General features: G+C 69.9%; 13 protein-coding genes. 4 read left to right on the forward strand and 9 right to left on the reverse strand.

The window, feature by feature from the left end; translation table 11 throughout:
- Positions 1-20 precede the first annotated feature (20 nt).
- The gene (locus HMPREF9058_RS01940) at positions 21-1,145 is read left to right on the forward strand and encodes a GuaB3 family IMP dehydrogenase-related protein (protein ID WP_003789405.1); all 1,125 of its coding nucleotides are present in this window, start codon (positions 21-23) and stop codon (positions 1,143-1,145) included.
- Positions 1,146-1,313: 168 nt separating this feature from the next.
- Positions 1,314-1,580, forward strand: a complete 267-nt coding sequence (locus HMPREF9058_RS01945) for an HPr family phosphocarrier protein (protein ID WP_009406081.1) — start codon at positions 1,314-1,316, stop codon at positions 1,578-1,580.
- A 638-nt stretch (positions 1,581-2,218) separates the two neighbouring features.
- Here the strand turns inward: HMPREF9058_RS01945 and HMPREF9058_RS01955 are convergent.
- Complete coding sequence (locus HMPREF9058_RS01955; RefSeq protein WP_009406509.1) at positions 2,219-2,443, reverse strand: hypothetical protein; 225 nt, start codon at positions 2,441-2,443, stop codon at positions 2,219-2,221.
- 30 nt (positions 2,444-2,473) lie between these two features.
- Entirely contained in the window at positions 2,474-4,192 is a 1,719-nt protein-coding gene (locus HMPREF9058_RS01960) for a sodium:solute symporter family protein (protein WP_009405787.1), read from the reverse strand.
- Between the two features lie 136 nt (positions 4,193-4,328).
- Here HMPREF9058_RS01960 and HMPREF9058_RS01965 point away from each other — a divergent pair, with 136 nt between their 5' ends.
- Together HMPREF9058_RS01965 and HMPREF9058_RS01970 are read left to right on the forward strand one after the other, a co-directional pair.
- A complete protein-coding gene (locus HMPREF9058_RS01965; protein WP_043537734.1) occupies positions 4,329-4,895 on the forward strand; it encodes a ribonuclease H in 567 nt (188 codons plus the stop codon).
- 109 nt (positions 4,896-5,004) lie between these two features.
- Entirely contained in the window at positions 5,005-5,487 is a 483-nt protein-coding gene (locus tag HMPREF9058_RS01970; RefSeq protein ID WP_009405965.1) for a GtrA family protein, read from the forward strand.
- Between the two features lie 17 nt (positions 5,488-5,504).
- Here HMPREF9058_RS01970 and HMPREF9058_RS01975 read toward each other — a convergent pair whose 3' ends face one another.
- The 7 genes from HMPREF9058_RS01975 to pta form a co-directional block, all read right to left on the reverse strand.
- The gene (locus HMPREF9058_RS01975) at positions 5,505-6,230 is read right to left on the reverse strand and encodes a response regulator transcription factor (RefSeq protein ID WP_009747449.1); all 726 of its coding nucleotides are present in this window, start codon (positions 6,228-6,230) and stop codon (positions 5,505-5,507) included.
- On the reverse strand, positions 6,227-7,552 hold the full coding sequence (locus HMPREF9058_RS01980; RefSeq protein WP_009406141.1) for a sensor histidine kinase: 1,326 nt from the start codon (positions 7,550-7,552) through the stop codon (positions 6,227-6,229). Before HMPREF9058_RS01980 ends, HMPREF9058_RS01975 begins: the two co-directional genes overlap by 4 nt.
- On the reverse strand, positions 7,549-8,442 hold the full coding sequence (locus HMPREF9058_RS01985; RefSeq protein WP_009747509.1) for an ABC transporter permease: 894 nt from the start codon (positions 8,440-8,442) through the stop codon (positions 7,549-7,551). The genes HMPREF9058_RS01980 and HMPREF9058_RS01985 overlap by 4 nt, the downstream gene beginning before the upstream one ends.
- Entirely contained in the window at positions 8,439-9,347 is a 909-nt protein-coding gene (locus HMPREF9058_RS01990; RefSeq protein ID WP_043537577.1) for an ABC transporter permease, read from the reverse strand. The genes HMPREF9058_RS01985 and HMPREF9058_RS01990 overlap by 4 nt, the downstream gene beginning before the upstream one ends.
- Entirely contained in the window at positions 9,344-10,420 is a 1,077-nt protein-coding gene (locus HMPREF9058_RS01995) for an ABC transporter ATP-binding protein (protein ID WP_254654032.1), read from the reverse strand. The genes HMPREF9058_RS01990 and HMPREF9058_RS01995 overlap by 4 nt, the downstream gene beginning before the upstream one ends.
- 249 nt (positions 10,421-10,669) lie before the next feature.
- Positions 10,670-11,854, reverse strand: a complete 1,185-nt coding sequence (locus HMPREF9058_RS02000) for an acetate/propionate family kinase (protein WP_009747244.1) — start codon at positions 11,852-11,854, stop codon at positions 10,670-10,672.
- Between the two features lie 118 nt (positions 11,855-11,972).
- On the reverse strand, positions 11,973-14,027 hold the full coding sequence (gene pta, locus HMPREF9058_RS02005) for a phosphate acetyltransferase (protein ID WP_009405611.1): 2,055 nt from the start codon (positions 14,025-14,027) through the stop codon (positions 11,973-11,975).
- Between the last annotated feature and the right edge of the window lie 160 nt (positions 14,028-14,187).

Consider the following 14,187-nt stretch of genomic DNA (forward strand, 5'->3'; position numbering starts at 1 on the left):
GGCCCCACTAGGATCGGGCCATGAGCACAGAGGTCGAGATCGGACGCTCCAAGCGTGCCCTGCGCGCCTACTCCTTCGACGACATCGCCCTAGTGCCGGCGCGCCGCACTCGAGACACCTCCGAGGTGCGCGTGGGCTGGCAGATCGACGCCTACCACGTGGATCTGCCGGTCATGGCCTCCCCCATGGACTCCGTGATGAGCCCCGAGACCGCCATCATGGTGGGGCGCCTGGGCGGGATCGGCGTGCTGGACCTGGAGGGCCTGTGGACCCGCTACGAGGACCCCACCGAGGCCCTCGAGCGCATCCGCCGGGCCGATCCGTCCCGGGCCACCAGCGTCCTGCAGGAGGTCTACCGCGCTCCGGTCAGGCCCGAGCTCATCACCGAGCGGCTCACCCAGATCCGTGCCTCCGGCGTCGTCGTCGCCGGGCGACTCAGCCCCGCCCAGACGCAGCGCCACTGGCGCACCGTGGTCGAGGCGGGCGTGGACCTCATGGTCATCCGCGGCTCCTTCGTATCGGCCGAGCACGTCTCCGGATCCGTCGAGCCCCTCAACCTCAAGCGCTTCATCTACGAGCTCGACGTGCCCGTGATCGTCGGCGGGGTGACCACCTACACCGCCGCCCTCCACCTCATGCGCACCGGCGCGGCCGGGGTCCTCGTCGGGCAGGGCGGCGGCGCGTCCTCCTCCGTGCGCCAGGTCCTGGGGCTGCACATGCCCATGGCCACCGCCGTGGCCGACGTCGCCGGGGCCCGGCGCGACTACCTCGACGAGTCCGGGGGCCGCTACGTCCACGTCATCGCCGACGGCTCAGTGGGCAACTCCGGCGACGTCGTCAAGGCCATCGCCTGCGGCGCGGACGCCGTCATGCTCGGGGCCGCCCTGGCCCGGGCCGAGGAGGCTCCCGGCGGCGGTTACCACTGGGGCGCCGAGGCCCGCCATGAGCGCCTGCCGCGGGGCTTCCGCAGCCACGTGGGCACGGTCGGCACCATGGCCGAGATCCTCAACGGCCCTTCCGACCGCGCCGATGGCACCCTCAACCTCATGGGAGCCCTGCGGCGCACCCTGGCCACCACCGGCTACGCGGACGTCAAGGAGCTCCAGCGGGTCGAGGTCGTCCTGGCGCCCTACACAGGTTCTTGAACAAGCACCGCCACGACAAGCCGTGTTTTTGAGGGGTGGAACAGTGCAACAGAGCCGTGATCTCGGGTAGTCTCGGCCGGGACGGCAGCCGCTGCGCTGCTCAGACCGGTGCGGGGGCATGATCCGGTTCCCGCGCCGCTAGCCCCCACATGTCACAAGGAGCTTCACATGGCCCAGGTCACCGCCACCATCGCTTCCAAGGTCGGTCTGCACGCCCGTCCCGCTGCCACCTTCGTCAAGGCCGTCGCCGAGAAGGGCGTCCCGGTCACCATCGCCAAGGAGGGCGGCGCTGCGGTTGACGCCTCCTCCATCCTCGGTGTGATGACCCTGGGCGCCGGCTTCGGCGACGTCGTCACCCTGGCCTCCGACGCCGCCGGCGCCGAGGCGGCCCTCGAGGACCTCAAGGCCCTCCTGGAGACCGACCTGGACGCCTGAGAACAGGCCCAGCCGGACGGGGCGCGCTCCACTGCGGGGCGTGCCCCGTCCGCGTTGAGACGTCGGCACGCACCTACCATGAAGAGCACCGCGGACCCGCCATGAGCATCGCCATCGCCCTCGTGCCCTCCCTGCTGTTCGGGGCACTCTCCCTTCTTCTCGGAGCCTTCCCCACCGACATCCGCCGCCAGAACACCGCGGTCATGGTGGGAGCCGGAGCCGTCTCGCTCGGATGCGCCGCCATGCTCGGCTTGTCCTGGTCTCTGAGCGCCACCGCGTGGGGCGTGGCCTGCGGACTCATGTGGACTGGCGGACACGATCTTCGTCCTGGCCACCATCGGTGGCCTGACCATCCTGGGGGAGGAGCGCACCGGCCGGGAACGCGTGGGTGTGGCCGCCGGCGTCGCGGCAGCCGTCTTCGGCCTGGTCCTCATGGGCCTGGCGACCGGCATGGACACCGGCGCGTCCCCCTCACAGTAGCCGGCGCTCGGCAGACGACTCGCCTGACCGTGCGAGGTCACGACGACGGCGCCGTCGTAGCGCAAGGCTGCGGCGACGCCGTCGATCGAATGGGACGTGCGTGATGGGTGGGAGGCCTTCACCGGTGCGGGCCCAGTGCGGCCCGGCCAGTCTCCGCCCTACTCGCTCCCGGAGGGATTCGGCTTGATCCACCACCACAGGCCCATGCCCGCGGCGATGGCCAACAGGCCCAGGCCCGACCACAGGTTGGCGTTGATGCCACCGGTCTTGTTCATCTCCTCGGCGCTGTTGAACAGGACCGAGCACACCACCAGGTAGAGGCCGATGAGTCCCAGAGCACCGGTGATGACCGCCCGGATGTCCGTGAGTGAACGATTGTTCATGAGTGTTCTCCTTCGTGTCTCCGGGCGGAACTAGTGGAAGATGCTGTTGAGGGCGATGACCAGGACCCCGGCGATGATCCCCAGCGGGATCGGCCGGCGGAACCAGGGCAGCTCGTGCAGGTGCGGGTCGGTGCGTTCGCTCTTGGGGGTCAGGGCGTAGACGAAGCCCTTGAGCTCGGAGTCGGGCTTCGGCTTCGTGACCAGGGAGACCAGCACCGTGGCGACGACGTCGACGGTGAAGGCTACGCCCGCCGCCAGGAAGGCGCCGCCCTGTCCGGGCATGACCAGGCGCTCGGTCCAGATGAGGATGTTGACCACCAGGGCGCCCAGGGTTCCGCTGATGAGGCCGATCCAACCGGCGTGCGGGGTGGCCCGCTTCCAGAACATCCCGATGATGAAGGTCGCGAACAGCGGCGCATTGAACATCGAGAACAGCGTCTGGAGGTAGTCCATGAGGTTGGAGTAGTTCGACGCGATGATCGCGGTGAGGATCGCGACCACGGAGGCCGTCAGGGTCGAGAGCTTGCCGACCATGAGGTAGTGGGCGTCGTCGGCGTTCTTCTTGATGTAGTGCTGGTAGATGTCCACGCCCCACACGGTGTTGAAGGCGGAGATGTTCGCCGCCATGCCCGCCATGAAGGAGGCCAGCAGACCCGTGATCGCCAGCCCCAGCAGACCGTTGGGCAGCAGGTCGCGCATGAGGTAGAGGACCGCGTCGTTGTACTGGTAGCTCGTGTCGGCGCCGGACTTGAGCTGCTGGACCTCCGTGACCATGACTCCGGCGACCATTCCCGGGACGATGACGAGGAAGGGCACGAACATCTTGACGAAGGTGCCGATGATCGGGGTCGACTGGGCCGAGGAGATCGAGTCCGAGGCCATGGCCCGCTGCACCTCGACGAAGTTCGTCGTCCAGTAGCCGAAGGACAGCACGAAGCCCAGACCGAAGACGAGGCCGACGACGGACAGCAGGTTGGAGTCGAAGCCGGAGATCGAGTTGCCGGGCCAGGAGTGCAGCTGCTGAGCCGGGTCAGTACCGGCGGCCATGGCGGCCTTGGTGATCTTGGCGGTCAGGCCGTGCCAGCCTCCCACACGGTGCAGGCCGATGAGGGTCAGGGGCAGCAGGGCCGCCACGATGACGAAGAACTGGAGGACCTCGTTGTAGATCGCCGCGGAGAGCCCGCCCATGGTGATGTAGGAGAAGACGATGACGGCGGCCACGATGAGCCCCACCCACAGGGGCCAGCCCAACAGCCAGTTCATGATCTTGCCCAGCAGGTACAGGTTGATGCCGGCGATGAGCAGCTGGGCCAGGGCGAAGCTGAGCGCGTTGACCAGGTGCGCGGCAGTGCCGTAGCGCTTGAGCATGAACTCGGGCACCGAGCGCACCTTGGAGCCGTAGTAGAACGGCATCATGACCAGACCCAGGAAGATCATGGCCGGGACCGCGCCGATCCAGAAGTAGTGGAAGGTCGGCATGCCGTACTGGGCGCCGTTGGCGGACATTCCCATGATCTCGACGGCACCGAGGTTCGCCGAGACGAAGGCGATACCGGTCACCCAGGCCGGCAGGGACCGGCCCGAGGTGAGGAAGCCATCGGCCGTGGCCGCCTTGGCCCGGGCGATGAGCCCGACTCCGATGACGAAGGCGAAGTAGATCGCGATGGGGATGTAGTCGTACCAGCGTGCGGCGATGAGCGTGCTGGATGCCGCTGACGAGGCTGATAAAGCGTTCAGCGTGGAGGACATCGGTGTACCTCTCAGGGGATATGTTTCAGGTGGCAAGATCGTTCTTGCTGTCTGGCAGGTTAGCATGGCGCCGATCACGGCACGGGAGGTTGAACCTGTCTGGGGTGCACCGGGGAGGCTGGGTAGAGTGCCCTCCATGACGCTGACTGCTGCTGCCGACGGCTCCTCCCTGGGCAACCCGGGACCGGCCGGCTGGGCCTGGTACGTGGACGACGACTGCTGGGCCGCCGGAGGCTGGGAGAGCTCGACCAACAACCGCGGCGAGCTCACCGCCGTCCTGGAGCTCCTGCGGGCCACCGAGGCCGCCGGGCTCGCCGGCGAGGAGCTCCTCATCCAGTGCGACTCCCAGTACGTCATCAACTCCCTGACCAAGTGGCGCCACGGCTGGAAGAAGCGCGGCTGGCGCAAGGCCGACGGCAAGCCCGTCCTCAACGCCGACCTCGTCAAGGACCTCGACGCCGCGCTCGCGGGTCGTACCGTGCGCTTCGAGTGGGTGCGCGGGCACGTCGGCCATCCCATGAACGAGGCCGCCGACTCCCGGGCCCGCGGCGCCGCCACCGCCTTCCAGCAGGGCCGCCCGGTGCCCGCGGGGCCGGGCTGGACCCGCGGCGGTCGGGCACCGGGGAACCGGGAGGCGCAGCAGGCGCCGAGTGCGACGTCGTCGAGCACCCCCGCTGCGCCGCAGACCGACGCCCTGTTCTGAGGGCGGAGGAACGGGGCCCACAGCCCGCAGGGCCCGGTGACCGCCTCTCACAGAAACAGCACAGGTCCGTCAAACACGTGGCATAAGGCCTCCCGCGAGGCTTACTGCCATGACGACGACGAGCCCCGCCCTCCCCGCTTCCCGCCCGACGATCCTGAGCCGCCTGGCCGGTCTGCGCCGCCGCATCCCCACGGTCGTCCTCTTCGCCGCCGTGTCCTTCACCGGCTGGAGCGTCGACTACGCGCTGGTCCTCATCCTCAACTCGCTGACCGACTCGGTCCTCTACGCCGTCGTCGGAGCCCGGATCGTCTCCTGCACCCTGGGCTTCCTGCTCAACCGGCGCCTGTTCGGGGCCGGCCCGGAGACCTTCTGGCGCTCGGCCGGCGGCTACGCGGTGGTCCAGGGCGGGGTCGCGGCGACGTCCTACGCAGGCATCGCGGTCCTCACCGGCGCCGGTGCGCCCCTGTGGCTGGCCAAGGTGCTGGTGGACTCCACGCTCTTCATCGTCAACTACCTGGCCCAGTCCCGCCTCGTCTACCGCGTTCCGGCGCAGCAGCCGGTCCCGGCCCCGGCCCTGGCCACCGCGGCCTGAGGGGACGGGGCGGAGGCTCAGGACTGGGCGTCGCGCATGAGGATGACGAGCTGGACCCGATCGCGCAGGTCCAGCTTGGTCAGGATCCGGGTGACGTTCTTCTTGACCGAGTCCGGGGCCAGGACGAGGCGCTGAGCGATCTCCGCGTTCGTCAGCCCCTGGGCCACCAGGTCCGCCACCTCGCGCTCGCGGGGGCTGAGATCGTCGAGGCGCTGGCGTGCCGCGCGCTGACGGGGTGAGGCCACGGGGCTGAGCATGTGCCGGTTGAGCAGCTCGCGGGTGATGCGCGGAGTGAGGATCGCGTCCCCGGAGCTGACCGCCCGCAGCGCCTGGTGGAGGTCGGCCGTGCGGGTGTCTTTGAGCAGGAACCCTGAGGCGCCGGCCGACAGCGCCCCGAAGGCGAACTCGTCCTGGTCGTAAGTGGTCAGCACCAGGACCCGGATTGAGGGGTAGAGCTGGGAGATGCGGGCCGTGGCATCGATCCCGTTGAGCACCGGCATGCGCACGTCCATGAGGACGACGTCGGGAAGCGGCCGGCGCTCCTCAAGCAGGGCGGCGAGCTGGTCGAGGGCGTCCTGACCGTGGACGGCCTCGACCGTGACCTGCAGGTCGTCGGCCCGGTTGATGATGAGGGACAGGCCCATGCGGGTGGCTCGCTGGTCGTCGACGATCATCACCGTGATCGGCCTGAGGTCGCTCGACGAGCTTGCGGTGCCTGACCCGGAGGGGGCGGATGGACTCACCGTGATACACCTTCCGGGAAGGGGACGAGGGCGCGCAGCACCCACCCGGATGCGCCCTCATCGGCTGTGGGGCCGGCCGACAGCGTGCCGCCGTGCTCACCGACCGCGGCGGCCAGGTTCGCCAGCCCGTGGCCGGCCGCCGCCGGTGCCTGAGACGAGCCCGGGAAGCCGTCTGCGGTGCCTGGCTGAGCGGCGCGACCGTCGTCGGACACGGTGATCCGGGTGGCGGACTGGTCGTGGTCCAGGGAGACGACGACGCGCGTGGCGCCCTCGGCGTGGCGCATGACGTTGGTCAGGGCCTCCCGGACGACGACGTAGACGACCTCCCCGAGGGCCTGACTGCAAGATGCGTCGAGGGGGCGCCTGCCGGTCTCGGTGAGAGCCGCACTGATACCGGTGGCTCTCACCGTGATCAGCAGGTCGTTGAGCCGGTCCCAGCCGGCTGCGCCCGAGGGGGACTGCGGGCCCTCCGTGACCCGGCCGGTGAGGGGATCGGTGGTCTCAGCGGCGTCGTCGGGGGAGGGGCCTGGTGCCGCCTGGAGCGAGGCGACGGCGCGCCGGGTGTCTGCCAGACCCTCGCGGGCCAGGGCGTTCATCATGTCGATGGCCTCGTCTGTCTGCGGGCTTCCGCAGGCCCCCTGCATTCCCTCGGACAGGGCGATGATCGCGGTGAGGGCGTGGCCCACGGAGTCGTGGAGCTCAGCGGCCACCCGGGCCTGGTGGCGGGCGGCGTCGCGCTGGGCGACCAGCCGCTGCTCGGCGGACTGTGCTGCCAGCTGGGCGTCCCCGTGCTCCAGGGCCTCCCGGCGGGAGCGGGAGATCGAGGCCACCGCGAGGACGAGCACCAGGGCGATGAAGTCAGGGCTCAACGCGCTCACCTGCGGCCACTTGGCCAGCGCCGTGGGGATGAGGGTGCACAGCGCGCAGATGCCGAAGCCGATGAGTCGGTCACGGGTGGGGGCGGCCACGAGCAGGGCGTAGAGGGCCAGCATGGACAGCAGGTTGAGTCCACCGCGCGGCCCCCACAGGTCGGCGGCGGCCGAGGCCAGGCTCGTGGCGGTGACGACGGCGAGGGGCCAGCGGCGTCGGGCCAGCAGCGATCCGGCGAGCAGCAGGGAGACGATGACCCAGCCCCGCATGGGCAGGTGCGGGTAGGTGTACGAGGCCACGTTCAGCACCATCAGCTGGAAGAGGCACGCGGCTCCGGCCACCGCCCACAGGGTCAGGGTGCTGGTGCGCCACCACTGAGCCACCCGGTCCAGGAGGGTCCGCGGGACCCGTGAGACGTGTGCCGCCTCGGGCACTGTGGGAACGTGGTTCATGACTGGCGCCTGACTGCTCGGCGCAGAGCCAGGGTCAGCAGGACTACCCACACCAGGCAGATGACTCCTTCGAATGCTGCGGCGCCCAGTGAGGTCACGTAGCCCGGGCTCATAGCGGACGTGGTTCGGGTCAGTGAGGCTGCGGGGTTGAGGACGCTCAGCGGTCGAGCCACGAGAAGCATCGCCATCCCCGCAATGGTGCTCAGCAGGACCGTGGACATCGTGGTGGCGAAGGACGTCATGACTGCGCCCAGCCAGGTGACGAAGGTGAGGATGACCCACATTCCCAACGCGACGACGGCGAAGCGCGGCAGGAAGGCGACCAGGCCCACCAGGCTGAAGCCCGAGGCGAGTCCCGTCACCGCGGTGGTCAGGACCAGGACCGCGGTGGTGAGGACCGCGACCTGGAGCCCGTGCAGCAGCTTGCCCGCGACCATGGTGGTCTCCAGGCCGGTGGCGCTCATCCGCTGCCAGTTCCTTCCCTGGTGCTCACTGCTGGCGATCTGTGCGGCGAAGGCACCCAGCGCGAGCGGCAGGAACACCATTGAGAGCAGGAGCGTGGACTGGGACCACGTGATCTCCCAGGTGACGCCCTGGGCCTCGAACTCGCTCCGGTAGGTGCGGTACTGCAGGTAGCCGGACAGGGAGCCCAGGGCGCACAGGGCGGTGACGGCGACCCAGTACCACCGGTTGGGGGACTTGCGGTTCTCCCAGTACCAGGCGGCTCGTACTGACGGGCGGGACTGGGGAGAGGGCGGGGCAGTCCGGCCCAGACCGGTCGGCTGCGGCGTCGTGGACGGGCCGGAGGGACCGGGGAGCGCTGACGGGTGCTGAGCGGGTCGGAGGGGCCGGCCTGCAGTGGGGCGGGTGACGGGTGCGGTGGTGCTCATCGGTGATTCTCCTGGTGGACGATAACGAGGTGGGCGGCGACGGTCCACCCGACCGCGACCAGCGCGGCGAGCGCCGCCAGGGTCCACGGCTGGGACGCGAGCGTCATGTCGCCGATTTCCCGCATGGACTTGTAGGAGGCGACCGTGTCAATGGGGGTGGCGGCCGGAACGATGCCCCAGGGCAGCAGCCATGAGAACTTCCCGAGGTAGGCGTAGGGCAGGCTCTCGGCGATGAGACCGCCGATGGCCGCCACCCCCAGGCCGATGCCCTGCTTGTCGAAGCAGGTGGACAGCGTCAGCTGGACCGCGGAGATGGCCAGCGTTGAGCATGCCACCACCACCAGGGCAGGAGGCAGCGTGCGCCAGTAGGAGTCGGTGATGGTCAGCCCGATCGGGCCGGCCAGCACGCTGACTAGTGCGAAGAGGGCCGTCTCCATGCACAGGACCGTGAGGATCACGATGACCAGCTTGCCCCGGTAGCGGGTCAGGGGGCTCTGCCCCAGCGCCGTCATCAGCTGCCCCATGCGCTCCTCGGTGTCCACGGTGACGATGCGCGAGGCCAGGACCGCGGTGATGATGGGCATGAGGAAGGCGATGATCTGGATGAACTCATCCAGGGCGAGCGTGGCGTGGCGTGCGGCAACCGGACCGCTCGCCCGATGGGTGATGAGCATGCTGCACCATGCCAGGCACACGGCGGTGGCGCTGGCGGCGATGAGCCAGTAGCGCTTGCGGCGCAGCTTGCCCAGCTCGAGGGCCAAGGTGTTCCATGCCCTGCTCAGCGGGGAGGGGAGTGCGCGCGGCGCCGCCGGTCGCGTCGGGGGCTGTGTCAGGTGCTGTGTCGGTAGTGCTGGCTGCGCGGCCGTGGTGGCCGCCGTGCCCGCTGTACTCACTGGGGTGCTCATCGGTTCATCTCCTGAGAGGCGAGGGGAGGCTGGGCGGCCAGGACCGGCTCGGTCAGCTCCAGGAAGGCCTGCTCGAGGGTCTTGCGCACGGTCTGGACCCGGTAGACGGTCGTCCCGGAGGAGACGATGCGGGTGATGAGCTCGCCGACGACGTCGTCGGGCATCATGGGGGTGCGCACGGCGCCGTCCCGCACCTCGTGGGTCACCCCGAGGGAGGCCAGGAGCGCGGCGACGGCCGTGGGCGAGGAGACGAGCAGCTCGATGACCCCCTCATCGCGCAGTCCGGCCAGGGCGCCCTGATAGCGCAGGCGTCCGGCGCAGATGATGCCGACGGTGTCGGCCATCTGCTCGATCTCGGACAGGATGTGGGAGGAGACGATGATCGTCACGCCCTCCTGACGGGCCAGGGTGACGATGAGCTGGCGGATCTCGGCCACCCCGGCGGGGTCGAGCCCGTTGGTCGGCTCGTCCAGGAGCATGAGGGCCGGGTTCGACAGCAGCGCCATGGCCAGTCCCAGGCGCTGCTTCATGCCCATGGAGTAGTGCTTGACCTGCTTGTTCTCCTGGCCGACGAGGTTGACGGTGGCCAGGGCGTGCTGGACGCGGTTGGAGGCCAGCCCCAGGTAGGAGGCCACCATGGCCAGGTTCTCCTTGCCGGTCAGGCTCGGGTAGTAGGAGGGGCCCTCGATGAGGGAGCCGATGGTTCCCGGCGGCAGGGGGTGGCGCTGGCTGACCGGGCGTCCCAGGACGCTCATGCTGCCCGACGTCGGACGGGTCAGTCCCAGTAGGAGCTTCATCGTGGTGGACTTGCCGGCGCCGTTGGGGCCCAGGAAGCCGTAGATGCCGCCGGCGGGCACGGACAGGTTCAAGCCGTCGACGGCGTTGACACCGTTGTAGGTGCGGGTCAGTCCCTCAGTGACCACGACGAGTCCCTCGGAGGGAGAGGGCGCGGCTGGGGCGGGCACGGCGCCGGGCACTGCTGGGGCGGGCACGGCGCCGGGGGCGGCTGGGGCGGGAATGAAGGGCGTTGCCGGTTGCCGAGCCGGTGCGGGGGCCGGCGCGCCCCCGTTCATAGCCGCGGTCTGGTGCAGGGGTGTCGTTGGAGGGCGGGGGGCCTTGGTGTGCTGGTGACAGGTGCGTTTCTCATGACTCCATGGAAGCCCCCGGGGGCTCGCGCGCGCACCGCCGTCGGCCGGTTTGTCCCCCCTGGGGGACGACGACGGTGCCGCAGCCTCCCCTGGTGGGGCGGCTGCGGCACCGCGTGATCGTCCTGGCCCGGCAGTGCTGGGCATCAGATTTCTGTGCGCGCTTCCGGAAGCGGCTCAGATGAGGGTGAGCGCCTGGCGTGCGATGGCGAGCTCCTCGTTGGTGGGCACCACGAGCACGGTGACCTTCGAGTCCGGGGTGGAGATGACGCGCGGCTCGTCGGAGCGGGTCTCGTTGACCTCCTGGTTGATCTTCACACCCATGAAGCCCAGGCGCTCGCCGAGCTCGCGACGCAGGTTCGCGTCGTTCTCGCCGATACCGGCGGTGAAGGTCAGGGCGTCCAGACCACCCATGACGGCGGTGTAAGCGCCCACGTACTTCACGAGCCGGTGCAGGTAGATGTCCATGGCCTCGCGGGCCTCCTGCTCACCGGCGCCGATGCGCTTCCACACCTCGCGCATGTCGTTGTCCCCGGCCAAGCCCTTCATGCCCGAGCCGCGGTTGAACAGGTGGTCGATCTCGTCGATGGACATGCCGGCCACGCGTGCCAGGTGGAAGACGGCGGCCGGGTCGATGTCGCCGGTGCGCCCGCCCATGACCAGGCCCTCCAGCGGGGTCAGGCCCATGGAGGTGTCCACGGCGTGCCCGGCCACGACCGCCGAGGCCGAGGCCCCGTTGCCCAGGTGCAGGACGACCTGCTTGAGATCGTCGCGCCCCAGGAGCTCGGAGACCGCCCCGGAGACGAACTGGTGGCTGGTGCCGTGAGCCCCGTAGCGGCGGATGGAGTAGGTGTCGGCGACCTCGCGGTCCAGGGCGTAGCGGGCGGCCTCCTCGGGCAGGTCCTGGAAGAAGGCGGTGTCGAAGACGGCCACGTGCGGCACGTCGGACAGGAGGCGGCGCCCCACCTCGATGCCCTTGAGGTGGGCGGGGTTGTGCAGCGGGCCCAGCGGCACGAGCTGCTCGATCCGGGCCACGACGTCGTCGTCGATGAGGGCGGGGCCGGAGAAGTAGCGCCCGCCCTGGACGACCCGGTGGCCCACGGCCACGATGTGGGCGTCGGCCAGCGAGGGGCCCTGCTCCTCGAACAGGCGCAGCACCTCGGACAGGCCGTAGCCGTGGTCGGGGACCGGCTCGGTGATCTCGGTGCGCTCCTCGCCGTGCTTGTGGGTGATGGCGCCGGTCTCCTCACCGATGCGCTCCACCAGCCCTGAGGCGAGCGAGGCGCCCGAGTCGGGGTCGACCAGCTGGTACTTGATGGAGGAGGAGCCGGAGTTGATAACGAGGACGGTGCGCTGAGTCACGGGGTGCCTTTCAAGAACGGTCGGGGATGAACGCGGGGATGACTGGATGACTGATGCGGGATCCCGGGTGGGCCTCAGCGGCGTGGGGTCGGGTCCCGGCCCCACGCCGCTGAAGGGCTCAGCCCTGGGCCTGGACGGCGGTGATGGCGACGGTGTTGATGATGTCCTCCACCAGGGCGCCGCGCGAGAGGTCGTTGACCGGCTTGTTGAGACCCTGGAGGACCGGGCCGATGGCGATGGCGCCCGAGGAACGCTGGACCGCCTTGTAGCCGATGTTGCCGCTGGACAGGTCCGGGAAGATGAAGACGTTGGCCCGTCCGGCCACGAGCGAGTCCGGGGCCTTCTTGGCGGCCACGGTCGGGTCGATGGCGGCGTCGTACTGGATGGGGCCCTCGACGGCGAGGTCGGGCTCCTTGGCCCGCACCAGCTCGGTGGCCTCACGGACCTTGTCCACGTCCGCGCCCTTGCCGGAGGTCCCGGTGGAGAAGGACAGCATCGCCACGCGCGGCTCGACGCCGAACTGGCGGGCGGTGGCGGCCGAGGAGATGGCGATGTCGGCCAGCTCGGCGGCGTTGGGCTCGGGGTTGACGGCGCAGTCGCCGTAGACGAGCACCCGGTCCTGCAGAAGCATGAGGAAGACCGAGGAGACGATGGAGGTCCCCGGCTTGGTCTTGATGATCTGGAAGGAGGGGACGATCGTGTGGGCGGTGGTGTGGGCGGCGCCCGAGACCATGCCGTCGGCGTCTCCCATGTGGACCATCATCGTGCCGAAGTAGGACACGTCCTGGACCTTCTCGCGGGCCTGCTCCAGGGTGACGCCCTTCTTGGCGCGCAGGCGGGCGAACTCCTCGGCGTACTTCTCCAGGAGCTCGGGGTCGTTGGTGGCGACGACTCGGGCAGCGGCGATGTCGAGGCCCAGCTCGGTGGCGCGGGCCCGCACCGTGGTCTCGTCACCCAGCAGCACCAGGTCAGCGATGCCGCGGCGCAGGATGGCGTCGGCGGCCCGCAGGACCCGGTCGTCGTCGGGCTCGGGCAGGACGATGGTCTTGCGGTTGGTGCGCGAGCGCTCCACCAGCTCGGCCTGGAACATGATGGGGGTGACGACCTCGGAGGGCTCGACCTCCAGGGCCGACAGGAGGGCCTCGACGTCGGCCTCCTGCTCGAAGGTGGTCACGGCGACGTCGATCTTGCGCTCGGAGCCGTGGGCGAGCAGGCCCTGCAGGGAGCCGGCCGCGGAGGCGGCGGCGAAGGTGTCCAGCGGGGAGGTGATGACCGGGATGTTGACGTCCAGCCCCTCCAGGAGGCGCAGCGCGTGGGGCGCGACCTCGAAGCCGCCGTTGAGGATGAGACCCGACAGGATCGGGAAGCTCGAGGAGGCCTGGGCCGCCATGAGGGAGATGAGCATGGCGGAGCGGTCGGCCGGGACGATGGCGAGCTGTCCCGCGGTCAGGCGCTCCAGGACGTGGGAGACGTCCATGGCGCACACGAGGACGGACTCGGCCTCGCGGTCGAGGAGTGTCTCGTCACCGGCGATGAGGGTGCCCTCGACGGCGTCGAGCACCTCGCGCACCACCGGGGCCGCCAGCAGCGGCACCTCGGGCAGCGTGGTGGAGGTGATGCCCTCGATGGCGGTCAGTGCCTCGCCGACGGCCTGGCGGGTCTCGGGCAGGCACTTGTTGGCCACGACCGCGACGGTGCGGGCGTGGTTGTCGGCGATCTCGGCCATGGAGACCTCCACGGAGGCGACGACGTCCTCCACGTCATTCTGCCCGGAGACCACCAGCAGCACCGGGACGCCGATGTTGGCGGCCACCCGGGCGTTGAGGGCCAGCTCGGGGTTGCCGGCGACGTCGGTGAAGTCCGAGCCGTCGATGATGACGACGTCGTGCTCGCGCGCCATGGCCCGGTAGGCGTCGACGATGCGTGCCAGGGCCTCCTCGGGGTCGGCGTGGAACTCGTCCCAGGTCGCGCCGACGCACTGCTCGGGGGGCGTGGTGGAGCCGGCACGGTTCAGCAGGAGGCTGAGGAAGGCATCGCCCTCACGGCTCTCCACGAAGGGGCGGAAGACGCCGACCTTGGCGACCACCTTGGTCAGGCAGGAGACCAGCCCGAGGGCCACCGTTGACTTCCCGGTTCCGGCGTTGGGTGAGGCGATGTAGATACTGCGCGCCACGTTAGGTCCTTCTCGCGTTGTCTTGGAGTCAGGGGCGCCGGCTCATTCCGGTGCCGTACGGTTCCGATTGTGCCCCCACCTGCGGGTCGTCTGCGACCAAAGGCCCGATCTCCGCCCGTCTTGTGATGTGGGAACGGGCACATACTCAGGTGTCGGCATA

It is taken from the genome of Actinomyces sp. oral taxon 175 str. F0384 (assembly GCF_000223355.1).
GTDB lineage: Bacteria > Actinomycetota > Actinomycetes > Actinomycetales > Actinomycetaceae > Actinomyces > Actinomyces oris.